The sequence below is a fragment of the Ralstonia sp. 110700041-2 genome, assembly GCF_056280165.1.
In genome coordinates this window covers 14,047-31,646 of sequence record NZ_JBSFAI010000021.1, presented here as the reverse complement: position 1 = coordinate 31,646, position 17,600 = coordinate 14,047, and the positions used below count along the sequence as shown (strand labels likewise).

The following is a 17,600-nucleotide window of genomic DNA, read 5'->3' as shown; positions in this document are numbered from 1 at the left end:
AGGGACTATTCGACCGGTCATCTAGAACCGGAATCAAAGAAAAAGCGAGGAACGTGCCTCGCAGGCAATTGGTTTCAGAATGGAATCAGTGTTTGGGCTTGGCCAGCAGCACTTCCGTTTGCGCGACACAGCTCTTGAACGCGTCGACCGTGCGGTGCGCCTTGGCCAGCAGTGCACCACCCATCCACATGGCGTACAGGCCTTCGGCCAGTTCGTGCGCGTCCTGCACCGGCGCCAACGAGCCGTCGGCGACACCGGCCTCGATCGCGGTGGCAATGCGCTCGACCATGCGCGTCATCCCTGTCGACAACACCTTGCGCATCGGCTCCGACAAATCCGATACCTCGCCTGAAAGCTTGACCGCCAGGCACGTGACCTCGCACGCGCTGCGCTCATGCAGATCGATCCAGGCCAAGAAATAGCGCAGCAGCCGCTCACGGGCGGTGATGCGCGTGTCGTTGAACAGGCTGACAACGCCCGCGTCGTAGTCCTGGAAATAGCGCTCCAGCATGGCGACGCCAAATTCTTCCTTCGACCCGAAGTAGTAATAAAACGAGCCCTTGGGTACCTGCGCACGGCCAAGGATTTCCGCCAAACCGACGGCCGAAAAACCGCGCCCGAGGATCAGCTCGGCGCCAGCGTCCAGGATGCGGTCGCGGGTGTCGTGCCGGGCTTCGGCGCCTTCAGCGGTGACGGGTTCGGGGTGCTTGCTCATGACGGATCGCATTGTAGTAGACCGACCGTCTAGCTGCATGACCCTGCTCCTGGCAGGGTCGATGTGACGTTCGCGTCGTCAGCGCGCTCAGAGCTTTTCAGTCTCGCCGCTCTTCGGTTGCCAGCGCATCAGGCGTTTTTCCATCAAGCCCACGAGCCAGTCCAGGACCAGCGCAAAGACCGTCAGCACGACGATGCCCGCAAAGACAGTGTTGATGTCGAACGTACCTTCGGCCTGCAGGATCAAGTAACCGACACCGCGCGCGGAGCCCAGGTACTCGCCCACCACCGCCCCGACGAAGGCCAGGCCCACTGACGTATGCAGCGATGAGAACACCCAGCTCGTCGCGCTCGGCAGATAGACGAAGCGCAGCAGCTGCCGCTGCGATGCGCCCAGCATGCGTGCATTGGCCAGCACGACCGGGCTCACTTCCTTCACGCCCTGATAGACGTTGAAGAAGACGATGAAGAACACCAGCGTCACCGCCAGCGCGACCTTTGACCAGATCCCCAGTCCGAACCACACGCCAAAGATTGGCGCCAGGATCACGCGCGGCATCGAGTTGGCGGCCTTGATGTACGGATCAAGCACCGCCGAGGCAGCCGGGCTCAGCGCCAGCCACAGCCCCGCACCCAGGCCGGTGGCCGTGCCGATGGCAAATGCCAGCACCGTCTCGGCCAGCGTCACGCCAAGGTGCTGATAGATATCGCCTTCGGTCACGAACCACGCCCAGATGCGCTGGGCAACGATCAGCGGTTCCCCAAAGAAGAACGCGACTTCCTGCGAGCGCGTGGCGAAGTGCCACACACCCAACGTGACGACCAACAGGCCAAGCTGCCAGGTGCGCAGCGCAAATGGAGAAAGCGGACGGTTAGCCATGGATGCAATCGTTCAGATTCAGGTCAAGCCACGCGGCGGTGCTGCGCATAGCCCTTGAGCACTTCTTCGCGCAGGACATCCCAGATGCGCGAGTGCAGGTCGACGAAGCCGGCCTGATCGCGAATCTCTGCCACATCGCGCGGGCGCGGAAGGTCGATGGTGAATTCGCCGATCGGGTGCGTGCCGGGGCCGGCAGCCAGAACGACCACGCGGTCGCTCATGGCAATCGCTTCGTCCAGATCGTGCGTGATAAACAGCACCGCCTTACGCTTGGCGGCCCAGAGATCGAGCACCTCGTTTTCCATCAACTGGCGCGTCTGAATATCGAGCGCGGAAAACGGCTCGTCCATGAGGATGATGTCGGGGTCGAGCACCAGCGTTTGCGCCAGGCTTACACGCTTGCGCATGCCGCCGGAGAGTTGATGCGGGTAGCGGTCTTCAAAGCCGGCCAAACCCACGCGCGCAAGCCAGGACATCGCCAAATCACGCGCCTCCTTGTCGGGCATGCCTCGAAACTCCAGCCCGGCCATCACGTTGTCGAGCGCGCTGCGCCATGGCATCAGCGCCTCGGCCTGGAACATGTAGCCGGCGCGACGGTTGATACCGACCAGCGGCTCGCCAAACACCCGCACCTGCCCGGAAGACGGCTGCAACAGGCCGGCCGCCAGATTCAGCAACGTGGATTTGCCGCAACCCGTCGGGCCCACCACCGAAACGAACTCGCCGGCATGCACCTCCAGCGAGGTGTTTTGCACAGCGGTGTAACGCTGGCCCGGCGTGTCGGGCGAGATGAACGTGCAGGTGATCTGATCGAACGAAAGCGCGGGATGGGACATGGTCTGCGGTCCAAAAGCAATGCGCCCGGGCGGAACCGGGCGCGTTGCTGAAAGCCTGTGGGACTTACTTGTACTTGGCGTTGGCCTTCTGCACGAAGGTATTGGTGAAGGTCTGGTCGAGCTTGATCTGCTTGCCCTTCACTTCCGCATCGAACTCCGACAGCGTGCGCAGCGCCGTAGCCGGGCCGTCGGCCGGCATCGTGCCATCCGGCGAGATGGCCTCACGCACCTTCTCCCACGCCGCCAGATACAGCGCACGGTCGCCCAAAAGATAGGCTTCGGGCACCGTCTTGACGATGTCCGACGGGCCCGCCTTTTGCAGCCACTTGAGCGCACGCACCATGGCGTTGGTCATCGCCTGCGTCGTGTTGGGATTCTTCTGGATGAACGCGGTAGACGCGTACAGGCAGCCGGCCGGCATGTTGCCACCGAACACCGCCTTGGTATCGGCCAGGGTGCGGGTATCGGACACGACGCGCACTTCGTTCTTTTGCGTGAGCATCGACATCACCGGGTCCAGGTTGGCCAGGGCATCGATCTGCCCAGCACGCACGGCGGCAATCGCCCCGCTGCTCGGACCCACGCCGATGATCGACACTTCGTTCGGCTTGATGCCGGCGCGCGCCAGCACATAGTTGACCATGATGTTGGTCGACGAACCGGGAGCCGTCACGCCGATCTTCTTGCCTTTCAAATCGGCAATCGACTTGTAGTTGGGCACCGTCTTGTTGTTGACCGCCAGCACGATCTGCGGGGCCCGCCCTTGCAGCACGAACTCCTGGTACATCTGCCCCTTGGCCTGCAGCACCAGCGTGTGCTCGTACGCGCCGCTCACCACGTCGGCGCTACCGCCCACCACGGCCTGCAGGGCTTTTGCGCCGCCAGCAAAGTCGACGATTTCAACGTCCAGGCCTTCGTCCTTGAAGTAACCCAGACGCTCTGCAATCGTCAGCGGCAGGTAGTAGAACAACGCCTTGCCGCCCACCGCGATGGTGACCTTGCTCTTTTCAGGTTTGCCCTGCGCCAGAACGGCTGGACTGGCAGCCAGCAGGCTCGTCGCACACAGTGCAGCGCCCATCCACTTTGCCCAGCGCCCGATGACTTGTGTCCCCATGCCTGTCTCCTGTTCTGTGCGTTCACTGCCTCGGCGGCGATATTACCGCAACGATTTGCAACACAACATGCGGGATCGTCCTAGCTGTTTAGCTTTTGACTTCGGCAATGATGCCTTGCGAAACCAGCGCATCGATCTGCCCATCGGTCAGGCCGTGGCCGCGCAGTACGTCACGCGTGTGCTGGCCCAGGCGCGGCGCGCTCGCCTGCACGGCGCCCGGCGTGGCGGAAAGCTTGGGCACCACGCCCGGCATCTCCACCTCGATGCCCGACTGCGCGCGCACCGTTTCGATCACGCCGCGTGCGCGATAGTGCGGGTCGGCGGCAATGTCTGCGACGGTGTAGATCGGACCGCAGGGCACTTCGGCCGCATGCAGCGCAGCCAGAACATCGGCGATGGGGAGCGTGCTTGTCCAAGCATTGACGGCAGCGTCGATTTCCTCGGCACGCGCCGCGCGGCCGTCGTTGCGGGCCAGGCCGGGATCGTCGGCCAGATCATGCCGGCCCATGTGTTGCATCAGGCGACGGAAGATGTTGTCGCCGTTGGCGGCAATCAGGACGTATTCACCGCCGGCGCAGCGGTAGGCGTTCGACGGCGCGATGCCCGGCAGCGCCCCACCCGCCGGCTGGCGGATCGCACCGAACACCGAATACTCGGGCAACAGGCTCTCCGTCAGGTTGAACACGGATTCATAGAGCGCCACGTCGATCACCTGCCCCTTGCCGCCGCGCGCATCGCGTTCGTACAAGGCCAGCAACACGCCCAGCGCGCCATGCAGGCCGGCGATCGTGTCGCCAAGCGACAGCCCTGCACGGGCAGGTGGGCGCCCCGGCTCACCGGTCAAATAGCGCAGGCCGGCCATGGCTTCGGCAATGGCCGCAAAGCCCGGTTCATCCCGTTTGGGGCCCGTCTGGCCATAGCCCGACACGCGCAGCATGATGAGCTTCGGGTTGTCGGTCGACAGCGCCTCGTACGACAGCCCCCACTTTTCCATCGTGCCGGGGCGGAAATTCTCGATCAGCACATCGGCTTCGGCAGCCAGCTTGCGAACGACTTCCTGTCCTTCCGGGACACGCAGGTCGACACAGACCGACTGCTTGTTGCGCGACTGCGCTTCCCACCAGACTGACGTGCCCTCATGCAGCATCCGCCATTTGCGCAGCGGATCGCCCTGCCCCGGCGGCTCGATCTTGATGACCTGTGCGCCAAAGTCGGCGAGCGTCTTGGCGGCAAACGGCCCGGCAATCAGTTGCCCGAGTTCGAGCACGCGGATGTCCTGCAAAACCTGTGTCGGCATGGTCGTATAGAGAGCGTTGAATTCAGAGTGCGGCGGGGTTGCCAAGCAGATGCGTCATCAACAGGCGTGCTGAGCTGGTCAGCGCATCGGGGTCACGCACGCCCACCAGCAGGCGGCGATGCGCCCATTCGTCTTGGAGCGCCACGAGCGCCAGACCGGCGCCCGGCAGGCTCGATACATGGCTTTGTGCGGCGATGCGCGGCAACACGCCCACGCCCAGGCCGGAGGCCACCATCCGGCAAACGGCTTCAAAGCTGCGCACCTGGATGCGCAGGCGCAACGGCTTGCCCAGACGCAAGCTTTCGTCGACCAGTTGCGCGGCCAGCGACGTGCCCGGCGGCAGGCTGACGAAGTCGAAATCCACGGCGTCGGCGAAGTGAACCTGCTTGCGCCCGGCCAATGGATGCCCGCGCGGCGTGACCAAGGCGAGATCGTCCTCGCGATAGTCGAACGATTGCAGCCCCTCGCACGGTGTACCGGCCGCAAAGATGCCGAGGTCCGCGCGGTTCTCGCGCAGCGCGGCAACGATATCGCCGCTGTCCTGCTCTTCCAGCGCGATGCGGATGGCCGGATTGGCCAGCATGAAGGCGGCCAGGTCGTCAGCCAGGAATTGCGTAATCGACGAGGTATTGGCCCACACGCGTACCAGCCCGCGCGTGCCGGCGGCAAAGTCCGACAGCGCGCCGGCCATACGCTCGACGTCCTGCAGGATGCCGACAGCGTGGCGGAAGCACGCCTGCCCCGCTTCGGTCAGTTCTACACCCGCGGCATGGCGATACAGCAACGGCGCGCCCACGGCCGCTTCCAGATCGGAAATCCGCTTGCTGGCCGCCGCCACAGCCAGGTGCGATTGGCGCGCCCCGGCCGAGATGCTGCCCAGCCGGGCCACCGCCACAAACAGGCCGAGGGTGACGAGATCGAAGCGGGCGAGATTCATGATGCGGATAATCCGGCGGAGTTGGAGAAACGCGACAGGTCAATGCGAATCGTTACAGTTTTCATCGGCAAGTCATGACATAGCGCTTAGCATGGCCGGGTTTTTGCCTCATTCCGGCTGCGCCAGCCCGGAATTCTAGCGGTTGCCCCATTTGTCGTGCCTCATGCCCTCGCTGCCTCTTCACGTCATCCCTCGCCGTCCATTCACTCTGATGGGAGCCGTGCAACAAGCCACGGCGGCCTTCATGCTCGTATTGAGTCTGCAAAGCGCTGCGCTGGCGGCTGGCGCCGATACGCCTGCCACGGACATCCCAGAGCCGGAGCGATGGAACGTGCATGGACAGTTCACCAATGTGACGCAATGGCATCCGTCGTTCCGCTCGCCGTACAGCGGCACCAATAGCCTCACGCCTGACAACAACACCAAGGAGACGGTCGACGTCACGCTCTACCTCGGGCTGCGCCTGTGGAAGGGTGCCGAGCTGTACGCGAACCCGGAAATCGACCAAGGTTTCGGACTAAGCAATACGGTCGGCCTGGCCGGCTTCTCAAGCGGGGAGGCCTACAAGATCGGCAACAATGCTCCCTACCGCAAGCTGCCGCGCTTGTTCCTGCGGCAGGTCATCAATCTCGGCGGCGAGCAGCAGGCAGTAGAGTCAGCCCCCAACCAGCTTGCCGGCAGCCGCTCGGCAGACAACGTCACCATCACCGTCGGCAAGTTCTCGGTGGCAGACATATTCGACACGAACACGTACGCGCACGACCCGCGGGGCGATTTCCTGAACTGGGCGGTGATCGATGCCGGCGCATTCGACTATGCAGCGGACGCCTGGGGCTACACGCATGGTCTGGCGGTGGAATGGACGCAATCGTGGTGGTCGCTGCGCGGCGGACTCTTCGCGCTTTCGATGGTACCCAACAGTGTCACGATCGACACCACGTGGAAGCAGTACCAGTGGGTGGGCGAATTTGAAGCGCGCCATGATTGGTTCGGCCGCCCGGGCAAGGTCAAGCTGCTCGCCTTTGCAACGCGAGGCCGGATGGGTGGTTATGGCGATGCGGTCAACCTCGCCCAACAGACGGGCAACACGCCGGACACGGGCCTCGTGCGGCGCCTCGCCTGGCGCCCCGGTGTTGCCTTGAACCTGGAGCAGGAAATCACCTCCGACCTGGGCGTCTTCGCACGGGCCAGCATGAACGACGGCAGCAAGGAAACATTCGAGTTCACCGACATCAACCAGTCGGTGTCGGCCGGGTTCTCCCTGAAAGGCAATCGTTGGGGACGCCCGAACGACACGTTCGGTGCCGCCGTGGTGGTGAACGGCTTGTCGCGCGCGGCACGCCAATATTTCGCGGCCGGCGGCATGGGCGTACTGATTGGTGATGGCGCCCTCAACTACGGCACCGAACGCATCGCCGAGCTGTACTACAACTGGGCGGCCATCAAACACCTCACGCTGGGCCTGAACTACCAGTATGTGGTCCATCCGGCGTACAACCGGGATCGCGGCCCGGTATCAATCGTCGGGGCACGCGTCCACGCTGAATTTTAAGCAACTGCGGAAGATCAGAGTTGGCGCCGGTCCAGCACGGCGCGAGCGATGGTACCCGCGTCCACGTATTCCAGCTCACCGCCTACCGGCACGCCACGCGCAAGACGCGTCGCCTTGATGCCGCGCGCCTTCAACATCTCGCCAATGTAATGGGCTGTCGCCTCACCTTCGCTGGTGAAGTTGGTTGCGAGGATGACCTCGGTGCACGGCCCGCCCAGCGCAGGATCGGTCGCACGGGCCAGCAAGCGTTCGAGGTGGATCTCTTTCGGGCCGATGTTGTCCAGCGGCGAGAGCCGCCCCATCAGCACGAAGTATTGGCCGCGATAGGTCAGCGTCTGCTCGATCATCATCTGATCAGCGGGCGTTTCCACCACGCACAGGACCGATGCATCGCGGCGCGTGTCCAAGCAGGTCTCGCAAACTTCCTGCTCGGTAAAGGTATTGCAGCGGCTGCAGTGCTGGATCGATTCCGTTGCCTCAGACAGCGCCTGTGCCAGCTGCGCCGCCCCCTCGCGGTCATGCTGCATCAGGTGATACGCCATCCTCTGGGCAGACTTGGGGCCCACGCCCGGCAGCACGCGCAAGGCTTCAACCAGCATCTGCAGCGCCGACGGCGTGCCTGGAGCGTTACGCATCACGCGTGCTCCACAACAGTCGTGTGGTGCAGCACTTCCGGCATCGGATCATAGAAGTGGTGCAGCAGCGCACGCCAGCGCTGGTACTCGGGCGATTGCCGAAAGCCGATGGTGTGGTCTTCCAGCGTCTGCCACTGCACCAGCAACAGATAGTCGCTCGTCTTCTCCATGCAGCGCGACAGCGACAGCGAAACGAAGCCCTGCATCGCACCGATGATGTGGCGAGCCTCGCCGAAGGCCGTCTCGAAGGCGGCTTCCTGGCCGGGCGTGACGTGCAGCAGTGCAGATTCCAGCACCATGGCGCAATCCTGGCGGGCGTTGCTTAGAAGGGCAGCTTGAAGCCGGGCGGCAGCATGCCGGCCATACCGCCCAGGCCTGAAGTGAGCGAACCCATCTTCTCTTGCGTGGTGGCCTCGGCCTTGCGCACGGCGTCGTTGAATGCGGCGGCGATCAGGTCTTCCAGCAGATCCTTGTCTTCGCCTTCGGCCAGCAGGCTCGGGTCGATCGACACACGCTTCACGTCGTTTTTGCAGGTCATCACTACCTTCACGAGGCCCGCGCCGGACACGCCTTCCACCTCGATCAGGGCGAGCTGCTCCTGCGCCTTTTTCATGTTTTCCTGCATCTGCTGGGCCTGCTTCATCAGCCCGGCGATCTGGCCTTTCATCATGGTCATTGCTCCTTGGAATGGGTCGTGCAAGGCGTGCCGCTCAGCGGGGCACGCCGGGGTTCAATGTTCAGTCCTGAAATTCCGTTCAGTGCGCGTGCGGTTGGATCGATCCGGGGACGACCTGCGCAGCAAAGTCCCGGACCAGAGCCTGAACAAACGGGTTGGCGGCGATGGCGTCTTCGGCACTACGTTGGCGCTCGGCGCGCTGCTCGGCGTCCACCGCCGCCGCGGTGGCGCGCGCCGGTCCGATATCACACGCCACGCGAACGGGCGTGCTGAAGTGTTCCGTGAGTGCTGCCTCCAGACGCTCGACGACATTGGCGTCGGTCAGCGGGGGCAACGGAACACGCAGGCGCATCGTGGCGCCTTCCACGGCCACCAACTCGCTCTGGTAAGCCAGCTGTTGAGCCAGGCCGCGGATCGGCAGGCTGGCCGCCAGCGCCGGCCAACTGCCGTCGAACGTTGTAAGACTGCTGGCGCTCAGATCAGGCGGCGTAGCAGCGGCGAACGGCTCCGGGGCGATCGTCGTGACCGGCACAAGCGCGGCTGACGGCGCCTCGATCTGCGCTGGACGTGCTGCCGGTTCAGGCGCACCGGGGCGCATGCTCGACGCGGAATCCCAGCCGGCAAACGCGGCGTCCATCTCGTCAAGCGACGGCGAAGCAAATTCGCCTGGCATTTCATCCCAGGGCGGCGGCCCGTCATCGGACGCAGCGGCAGCGCCAGCCGGCTGTTCGCGGCGCGGCGGCGCGGATGCCGGCGCAGCAGCAGCAGGATTCGGACGTGGACCCACAGCGGGCGCAGCTGGACGTGCGGCAGGCGCAGGCGCGGCTACCGGCGAGGCGACAGGTGCGGAAGCACCGCCACGGCCACGGTTCGAAGCCTGGCGGGCTGCGGCCAAGGCTTCCATCGCCGGCGAGCGACGCGCTGGCGCTGCAGCCGGCGTGTGCGCAACCGCAGCAACGGGCGCAGGCGCCGGCGGTGTTGCCTGATAAGTCGCACGCGGCGCCTCGACCACCGGCTCCGGACGCACCGCCACCGGCGCCACCTGAGCAACCGGCGCCGCCACAGGCGCAGTCGCCGTAACCGCCGGACGCGTCGATGCGGCTGGCGTTGCAGCCAACGGCATCGCGCGCTTCCCGCCGCCACCGCCAGAAGGCGGCGCCGTGTCCCCACCCGACTGCCCGGGCTGGAACGCAAGCATGCGCAGCAGCGTCATCGTGAAGCCGGCGTACTCATCCGGCGCGAGCGCCAATTCGTTGCGGCCCAGGTTGGCAAACTGGTAGAACAGTTGCACGGACTGCGCATCGAACCGCTCGGCAAGGCGGCGTACATCATCAGCCTCTGGCCAATCGTCCTGCACAGCGGCGGGCACGACCTGCGCCAGCGCAATCTTCTGCAGCAGGGATGCAAGATCCTGCAGCGCGCCCGAGAAGCTCAGACTGCGCCCGGCCATTTCGTCGGCAATCTCGACAAGCGCGGCGCCGTTCTCATCGGCCAGTGCATCGAGCAGGCGCACGAGGTAGCTCTGATCAATCGCGCCGAGCATGCCGCGCACGGCGGCTTCGCTCACGTCGCCGGCGCTGTACGCGATGGCCTGGTCGGTGAGCGACAGCGCATCACGCATCGAACCCTGGGCGGCGGCGGCCAGCAGACGCAGCGCGTTCGGCTCGTGGGCGATGCCCTCTTCGCCAAGGATGCGATCGAGGTGAGACACGATGTGCCCCGGCGGCATCTGCTTGAGGTTGAACTGCAGGCAGCGCGACAGCACCGTCACCGGAATCTTCTGCGGATCGGTGGTCGCGAGGATGAACTTGACGTGCTCGGGCGGCTCTTCCAGCGTCTTCAGCATCGCATTGAAGGCGTGGTTGGTCAGCATGTGCACTTCGTCGATCATGTAGACCTTGAAGCGGCCGCTTGTGGGTGCATAGACCGCGCGGTCCAGCAACTGGGCCATCTCGTCGACGCCGCGGTTGGAGGCGGCATCCATCTCGATGTAATCGACAAAGCGCCCGGCATCGATTTCAGTGCAGGCGCGGCACACGCCGCACGGCTGCGCAGTGATGCCGCCCTGCCCGTCCGCGCCGACGCAATTGAGCGATTTGGCAAGGATGCGCGACAGCGTCGTCTTGCCGACACCGCGCGTACCCGTGAACAGGTATGCGTGGTGCAGGCGCTGCTGTTCGAGCGCATGCGTGAGCGCTTTCACCACGTGTTCCTGACCGACCAGCGTGGTGAAATCGCGAGGGCGCCACTTGCGGGCGAGCACTTGATAACTCATGCGGCGGATTGTAGCAAAGCGAGGTGGATTTCCGACGCGGTTTTGGAGGCGTCAACCTCCATGCGCGCCGAGCGAATTGCAAGGATATTCAAGTGGGGACGTGCGAGTCGGTTACAATGGCGGTCGGACGGGCCTCCTCGCATGGTGGCGCGGTCAACCTGGTCAGGTCGGGAACGAAGCAGCCACAGCCGTTTTCCGCCAGTGCCGAGGGTCAGGCTCGTCCCCCTTCTCTTTCCTCCTCCCGCATCACCCTCCCCTTTTTCGTCTGTGTCGTCTGTGCCGCCCGCATCAGAACAGCGCGCCTTGGCTGTCGTCGTGTGACGTCTGTACCGGCTTGGGTAACGCGTCCAGGTCGATCCATTCGCCCTGCGCGGTGGCGACGCCCGCGCGCACGTTGCGACCCGGGTACATCGGCGAGATGGCGGCCACATAGCCGCGCAGCTGATCCGCATAGGCGGCGCGTTCGACGGGCAGCAGGCGCAGCTTGTAGTCGACCACGAGGATGTCGTTACCGCGTTCGATCAGGCGATCGATGCGCAACAGCGCACCGTCCGGAGCGAAAAGCTCGATCTCGTTATGTGCGGCGTCGAAACACGCAGGGTCGAAGACATGCATCAGCGTCTCGGCTGAAAGCATTCTGCGCACGGCGTCAGCGGTGCGTGTGGCGTCGGCCTGCGTGACGCCGGTGGCGCTGAACCAGCGCGCGATCGTCTCAGCGTCGGGCGCCTGTTCGGGCAAGCCGCGACGCGTCAGGCGCTCGAGCACCGCATGCAGCAGTTCGCCCTGTGCGACGGCGCCTTGGTCGAAGACGATATCGGCGGGGCCCTCGGCGGATGCGCCAGCGGCGCCGACACGCACTGTCACCGTAAGCGGCGCGCGGAAGTCGTGATAGGAGACTGCCTCAGGCCCTGCCGCATTGTCAGCCGAATCGGCTGCGCCATCCACCATGGGCGCGGGTGACGCCACGCCCGCCGTGGCAAGGTGTGTGTACCAGCTCGCCGTGCCGTCCACTTCGGGCGCGTCGCCCTCATCGACAGATTGGGCTGCAGCGGCATCACGCTTGTTTGCGACGCCGGAAACGATCAACGCTTGTCGCGCGCGCGTCATCGCCACGTAAAGCAGATTCCAGTTCTCGCGCTCGGCGAGATCATGTTCTTGCTTGAAGAGCGGATCGCGTGCGAGGCCCCGCTCGGACGTCTTGCCAAACGCGGAGAAATGCGTAGGTGCCTGCGCGCCCGGCGGCCAGTCGATCAGGATGCCGGCGGTATCGACACGCGCGTCGCTATGGTGGCTGTCGAGCAGCACGACGAACGGCGCTTCCAACCCCTTCGAGGCATGTACGGTCAGTATCTGTGCGGCATCGAGGCCTTCGCTGGCAACTTCGGCATCGATGGCATCCGGCGCATCGGTGTCGCCCTGCATGCCTTCGTCGGGACTTTCGTCCTCGTCGCCCTGGCGGATGGCCCGCAGCTCCGCCATGAACTTCGGCAGGCTCGGATAGCGGCCACCGTCCAGATCGAGGGCGAGCTTCAAAAACGCATCCAGGTTGGCGAGCACTTGATCGCGATTGGCGGCGGGCGCGCGTTCGGCATAGCGGCGCTTGAGTTCGCCGGTGTAGACGATGTGATCGAGCAGATCGTGCACGGGCAGCGTGGGCGCCACCGCCAGCCAGCGCGACAGCATGCGATGCGCATAGTGGAAGGTGTCCGACGCATCAGCCTGACCGGCCAAGGCAGTCAACCGCTCCCACCATGTCAATGCGAGAGTGCCTTCGCCAAACTGCGCCAGTGCGATGAGGTGATCGTCCGTGGCGGCGAACACCGGGCTGCGCAGCACATGTGCAAGCGACAGATCGGCCTGCGGCGTCATCAGAAAATCAAGCAGCGCGCACAGATCGAGGGCTTCGAGCGTCGCCAGCAGACCGCCACGGCGCGGGCTCAGATACGGCACGCCGGCGTCGCGCAGCGCACGTTCGTAATCGGCGAGGTAGCGCTTGCGGCGGACGAGCAGCTGGAAATCGCTCCAGCGCACGGAGCGCTCGACGCCGCCTTCGCGAATGCGCTCGCTGGCGTGCAACGCGCGCAGGCAGGCGGCTACTTGGCGGCCCTCTGCATATCGCTGCGAATCGCCGGCCTCTTCGCGCGGTTCGGTAAGCGTGTCGCGTGGCGTGGTTTCGTCGACCCGCTCGGCTTCCAACACGGGCACCAGCGGCAACAGCAGCGCTTTGCCTACAGGCGCATCCACGGCCGTGCTTTGCTCGGCGTAGATGGGATAGTCGCCGCGCGCCCGCGCCTGCAGGAACACGGCGTTAACCCACTCCAGCACCGCCGGCGCGTTGCGACGCGTGCGGTTGGTGCGCAGCACGGTCGCGTTGAATTCTGCGACCAGCATTTCACGCGCAGCATCGAACAGCCGGGCATCCGCACGACGGAAACGGTAGATCGATTGCTTGGGATCGCCCACCAGGAATACGCTCGGCTGCGTGCCGGTGCCCGCATAACCGGCCAGCCAGCCTTGCAGGATGCGCCACTGCATCGGGTTCGTATCTTGAAACTCGTCGAGCAGCAGATGCTTGTAGCGCGCGTCGAGCCGCACCTGCAGGTAGGCGGCCGTGTCGTCTTGCTGCATCAGGCGCGCCGCTTCCCATTCGAGATCGGTGAAATCCATCGCGCGCGTCTGACGTTTGTACGCCTGGTAGCGATCGATGAGTGCGTCACCCAGAGCGAACAATGCAGCATTGGCGGCGCGCACGCGGGCTTCCTGGCGCCGCGCCTGGATGGTGGTCAGCGCCTCGCAGAGCGCAGTGTGCAGGGTCACCAGCGTTCGCGCGTGTTCGTCGCCGACGGCCTTGATCAGTGCCTTGGTCGGCTTGCAGGCACGCGCCTTGCCGGCCTGCGTGTGGAAGGCCGCAAAGAGCGCATCAAATGCTCGTACGCGCGCGGCTTCATCAGAGACATCCATTCCGCGCGCAGCAGTCACCGCCGATTCGATGGCCACCGCGCGCTTGCCTTCGGCCGCACCGCCCTGCCCAAGCCAGCCGGACACGTGCAGCATGTCGGCCAGCAATGCCGCATCCTGCAGCGCTTCGATCAACGGATCGACCGTCGCATCGTCGCCAAGCAGTTCGTCCAACGCAGCCAGCGGACGGCCGCCCGCCTGCGCCTTGTACGCCCACCAATCGCTGCGCTGATGAAACATTGCATCGAGCAGGCGACCGGCCTGGAAATCGCCGACCAGATCGGCAAGCGTTTCATACGCGGCGCGCAACTCAGCGTGATCTTCCGCCAGCAGGCCGCGCCAGAAAGGCGCCCACGCTTCACGCCGCAGCCGTCCGGCATCTTCACGCAACGACGCGCCCTGCTGCACCCCCGACGACAGCGGCGCACCGCGCAGCAGCGACCCGAACCAGCCGTGGAACGTATCGATCGCCATGCGCGAGGGCGACTCCAGCACGCGCGCATACAAGCCTCGCGCGGTTTCAATCAGCGCCGGCGCATCGCGCTCGTCCACCGTGCGCGCGACGAGTTCGCGCACGACGCCCTCATCGTCGGCGGCGGCCAGTTGCGCGAGGATGTCCAGCAAACGCTGGCGCATTTCTTCGGCGGCCTTGCGCGTGAACGTGATGGCGAGAATGTCCGACGGCGCGGCGCCCGCCAGCAGCAAGCGCAACATACGCGTGACCAGCAGCCACGTCTTGCCGCTGCCCGCACATGCTTCCACCACGACCGAGCGCTGCGGTTCGCACGCAGCGCGCGAGAAGGCTTCAGGCGAGACGGGTGCGCCGTCGCATTCGTAAGCGTGATCGCTCATGCCGCGCTCTCCGGCTCGCGCGGAGCACCGTCGGTCCAGTATCCCTTGCGGCACAGGCCGCGCGCCGCGCAGTAACGGCACGCCGATTCATCACCGAAGGCCGGCAGCGGCGCACCGGCTGAGAGAGCCGTCATGTCCTTTTGCATCTGTTCAATCAACCAGTCGACGACTTGCGTGAAGTCGGGCAACGCAACGTCGCGCTTGTCCCCGCGCGCCTCGCCGTCGAGCGAAACCCAGCCGCCCGCAACTGCACGCGCATCGAGCACGCCATAAAACGGGAGCTGGCAATCCTCAAACGGTGCCTTGGCGCGACGCACCAGCACCATCTGCGATTGCGTCTTGTAATCAAGCACCGCCACGCCGTGTTCGTCGTGCACGTCAATGCGGTCGATACGGCCGCGCAAGCGCAGCGGGCGCTCGTCCCGCAACGTGATCGACGTATCGACATCGACCTCGCCAGCCTCAAAGCGCCAGCCGTCAGCCTCGCGCGCGGCCTGCCACGCCAGGTACGACGGCATCACACCGAGCCAACGCCGATAGAAGCGCAGTGCGTTGCCATCCTCGGCCAGCAGCGGGCCGAACTGTTCGTCGGTGATGGCCTGCAGGAGCGCCTGACGATCAGCCGGGTCATGCATCGGCACTTCCAGCAACTGCCGATGAAAGCGATGCAGGATTGCGTGCAGGATTTCGCCGATGTCGCGTTTCTCCAGCTCGTCGGAGACCTCTTCCAGCTCGCCCAGGCGAAGCATGCGACCAACGAAAAACTGGTACGGACAGCGGCGCAGGCTGTTGTACGCGGCCGCACTCAGCGTGGACGGCACCAGCACAGGCGCGGCCGGCGCTGGCATGCCGGCTGGTTGGCTCGTGGTCTGCAGGCTGGGCAACACGACGGACGTATCAATACGCACGCCGCACACCGCCAACCGGCGTTGCAGGCGTTCGAGCCAACCGGAAAGGCGATGCGGCTCGCCGCGTCCGCCGTGGCGCTGCCAGGTCAACACGACCTCGGGCTGGTTGAGCAACACTTCAGCCAAATCGCGCGCCTGCTGCGCAAAGCGCTGCGCGCGGTCGGGCAAACCCAGTTCACGGCGCACGTCGTTGGAGAAAAACAGCCACTCCGGCTGCGCCGACGGCAACTGCGCATCGTCGCAACCCACCACCACGACACCATCAAAGCGCCGCATGCGCGCACCATTCAGCGGCAGGATGACAACACGCCGATCAGCAGGCGGTGAAGGCTCACTGAAGACCGCAGATTCGAGCAGCATCGACAGCAGTGCACGCCACTCCGTGAGCGAAAAACGCGCGCCCGCATCGGTGCTGCCATGTATGGATGCCCGCAGGCGGTCGATCCAATCGAGCAATTGGCGCCCTGCGTCGTCGTTCTGCAAGCCGGTGCGCATATGCAGACGATCGAGCGTGCCTGCCAGCAGCGTTACCCACGCGTCAAGCGTCGCGCTGCCGACACGGCGCCACAGCGCAGCTTCGTCGGCCAGCACGCCGAGGCGATCGGCCAGGCGGCTGACCTTCGCTTCGCCATCGGCATCGGCATCGGCATCATTGGCGGGGCGATCCGCCACCAGCCGGCGCAGCCGCCCCCAGCCACCCGAAACGTTGTGCCGGCGCACTCGGCGCTCCAGTTCTGCGACCCATGCGGGCGTGGCCGTGCCGGCATCGGCGTCACGCAGACAGAAAGGGCTTTTGACGAGATCGAGGAGCGCAGCGGTGTCGCCATCGCCCTGCACCACGTCGACCCAGCGCATGAGCGCTGCGGCGGCGCGCGTCGTGGAAAGCTTCCAGCCGGTCTCGTCCCGCACCGGCACGTTCACGCGCGCCAACAATGCGCGAACGCGCCGCGCAACGATGCGATCCTGCGCCACCAACGCCAACGAGCGGCGCCCGGCGTTCAACCAATCGACCAGCGTATGCGCGGCGAAGGCCGCTTCGTCCTCAAAGCGTGTAGCACCAGCAATGCGCAGGATTGGCGCCTGCATCCGCGCATCGGCGCCATCGTCCGCAGCCTGTGCGGCCGTCGCGCACTCAGGCCAGGCGTGCAGCAGCAAGTCGCGGAAATCCGCATGCGTGGAAGGCGTCGCAGATGTGCCGGCCTCGGGCGCATTCCAGTCGTAGCCGATGCTCAGCACTGGCACGCGCTCGGCGGCACGCTGCAGGAAATCCAGATCGACCGCCTCAGGGTCCGACGGGCTCATCCAGACGATGGGGCCGTGCAATTCGTCCAGCAAGCGCCGCATGGCACGCAGCCGCATTGGAATCGGGTCCGCCGCGCCTGAAAGCAACCGCCAGAACGTCAGCACAATGCGCGATTCGGTGCCGAGAAAGCGTTCGGACAATTGTGCGTAAGTGCGCTCCAACGCTTCCGCCAACGCCGACTCCAGCGCATCAGACCGCCTATCTGCGCCACTGTGTGCGGCATCAAGCGTCAGCCAACGTTGCGACAACTCGTCCGACACCGTCACGAGCACCTGCGCTACGCCCCACAGGGCGGCATCGTCCTGCGCGCCCAGCGCTTCACGCAGCCAAGCCTGCGTCTTGAGCGCCTGCTGCACCGCAAGCAATCGCGACAGCGGCGTGCGCCCGGCGGGCGAACCTGCTTCCGGTGGCAAATCGAGCAGCCAATGCCCCAGGGTCAGAATGCGCGGAAGCAAACGCGGCGTGCCGGCCGCTTGCGCATTGGCATGCAGGGCACTGCGCACCCCGGGAATCTGCGCGGCTGTCGGCACGACGATCGTCGCGGTACCGGGGGATTGCGCATGCGCATCCAGAAAGCGCCATGCAGCGTCGGCGGCACGGGAAAGGAATGCTGGGCCAGGCGCGAAGGCAAGCGTCTGCATGCGAGGGAATATGGCGATATAC

The 17,600-nt window shown here is 65.2% G+C and carries 13 protein-coding genes and 1 other RNA gene; 2 read left to right on the top strand and 12 right to left on the bottom strand.

Translation table 11 applies throughout. The annotated features are described in order from the left end of the window. Nucleotides 1–85: 85 nt before the first annotated feature. The 6 genes from ACUXH0_RS24870 to ACUXH0_RS24845 all read right to left on the bottom strand — a co-directional run bounded on the left by ACUXH0_RS24870 (nt 86) and on the right by ACUXH0_RS24845 (nt 5,778). On the bottom strand, nt 86–715 hold the full coding sequence (locus tag ACUXH0_RS24870) for a TetR/AcrR family transcriptional regulator (RefSeq protein ID WP_024542253.1): 630 nt from the start codon (nt 713–715) through the stop codon (nt 86–88). Nucleotides 716–802: 87 nt separating this feature from the next. Beyond that, complete coding sequence (locus ACUXH0_RS24865; RefSeq protein WP_012435311.1) at nt 803–1,594, bottom strand: ABC transporter permease; 792 nt, start codon at nt 1,592–1,594, stop codon at nt 803–805. A gap of 23 nt (nt 1,595–1,617) precedes the next feature. After that, nucleotides 1,618–2,430: an ABC transporter ATP-binding protein gene (locus ACUXH0_RS24860; RefSeq protein ID WP_012435310.1), complete on the bottom strand. Its 813-nt coding sequence runs from the start codon at nt 2,428–2,430 to the stop codon at nt 1,618–1,620. 64 nt (nt 2,431–2,494) lie between these two features. After that, nucleotides 2,495–3,544, bottom strand: coding sequence for an ABC transporter substrate-binding protein (locus ACUXH0_RS24855; protein ID WP_012435309.1), 1,050 nt, complete (start codon nt 3,542–3,544; stop codon nt 2,495–2,497). Between the two features lie 88 nt (nt 3,545–3,632). Beyond that, nucleotides 3,633–4,841 carry a CaiB/BaiF CoA transferase family protein gene (locus tag ACUXH0_RS24850; protein WP_004626269.1) on the bottom strand — a complete coding sequence of 403 codons (1,209 nt, stop codon included), beginning with the start codon at nt 4,839–4,841 and terminating at the stop codon, nt 3,633–3,635. A 22-nt stretch (nt 4,842–4,863) separates the two neighbouring features. Beyond that, entirely contained in the window at nt 4,864–5,778 is a 915-nt protein-coding gene (locus tag ACUXH0_RS24845; protein ID WP_004626267.1) for a LysR substrate-binding domain-containing protein, read from the bottom strand. Between the two features lie 211 nt (nt 5,779–5,989). Here ACUXH0_RS24845 and ACUXH0_RS24840 point away from each other — a divergent pair, with 211 nt between their 5' ends. Then, nucleotides 5,990–7,330: a carbohydrate porin gene (locus ACUXH0_RS24840; RefSeq protein WP_024542252.1), complete on the top strand. Its 1,341-nt coding sequence runs from the start codon at nt 5,990–5,992 to the stop codon at nt 7,328–7,330. Between the two features lie 14 nt (nt 7,331–7,344). On the opposite strand, the gene recR is transcribed toward ACUXH0_RS24840, so the two are convergent. The 4 genes from recR to ACUXH0_RS24820 all read right to left on the bottom strand — a co-directional run bounded on the left by recR (nt 7,345) and on the right by ACUXH0_RS24820 (nt 10,916). Beyond that, nucleotides 7,345–7,965 carry a recombination mediator RecR gene (gene recR / locus ACUXH0_RS24835; protein WP_012435307.1) on the bottom strand — a complete coding sequence of 207 codons (621 nt, stop codon included), beginning with the start codon at nt 7,963–7,965 and terminating at the stop codon, nt 7,345–7,347. Further along, entirely contained in the window at nt 7,965–8,264 is a 300-nt protein-coding gene (locus ACUXH0_RS24830; protein WP_012435306.1) for an antibiotic biosynthesis monooxygenase family protein, read from the bottom strand. The genes recR and ACUXH0_RS24830 overlap by 1 nt, the downstream gene beginning before the upstream one ends. A 23-nt stretch (nt 8,265–8,287) precedes the next feature. After that, complete coding sequence (locus ACUXH0_RS24825; RefSeq protein WP_004626260.1) at nt 8,288–8,635, bottom strand: YbaB/EbfC family nucleoid-associated protein; 348 nt, start codon at nt 8,633–8,635, stop codon at nt 8,288–8,290. An 85-nt stretch (nt 8,636–8,720) separates the two neighbouring features. Next, complete coding sequence (locus ACUXH0_RS24820; RefSeq protein ID WP_182594811.1) at nt 8,721–10,916, bottom strand: DNA polymerase III subunit gamma/tau; 2,196 nt, start codon at nt 10,914–10,916, stop codon at nt 8,721–8,723. Between the two features lie 126 nt (nt 10,917–11,042). Between ACUXH0_RS24820 and ffs the strand changes: the two genes are divergently transcribed. Continuing rightward, an RNA gene (gene ffs / locus ACUXH0_RS24815) (signal recognition particle sRNA small type) lies at nt 11,043–11,141 on the top strand. 63 nt (nt 11,142–11,204) lie between these two features. Here the strand turns inward: ffs and ACUXH0_RS24810 are convergent. Further along, a complete protein-coding gene (locus ACUXH0_RS24810; protein WP_182594812.1) occupies nt 11,205–14,726 on the bottom strand; it encodes a UvrD-helicase domain-containing protein in 3,522 nt (1,173 codons plus the stop codon). After that, nucleotides 14,723–17,578, bottom strand: coding sequence for a PD-(D/E)XK nuclease family protein (locus ACUXH0_RS24805; RefSeq protein ID WP_182594813.1), 2,856 nt, complete (start codon nt 17,576–17,578; stop codon nt 14,723–14,725). The genes ACUXH0_RS24810 and ACUXH0_RS24805 overlap by 4 nt, the downstream gene beginning before the upstream one ends. Between the last annotated feature and the right edge of the window lie 22 nt (nt 17,579–17,600).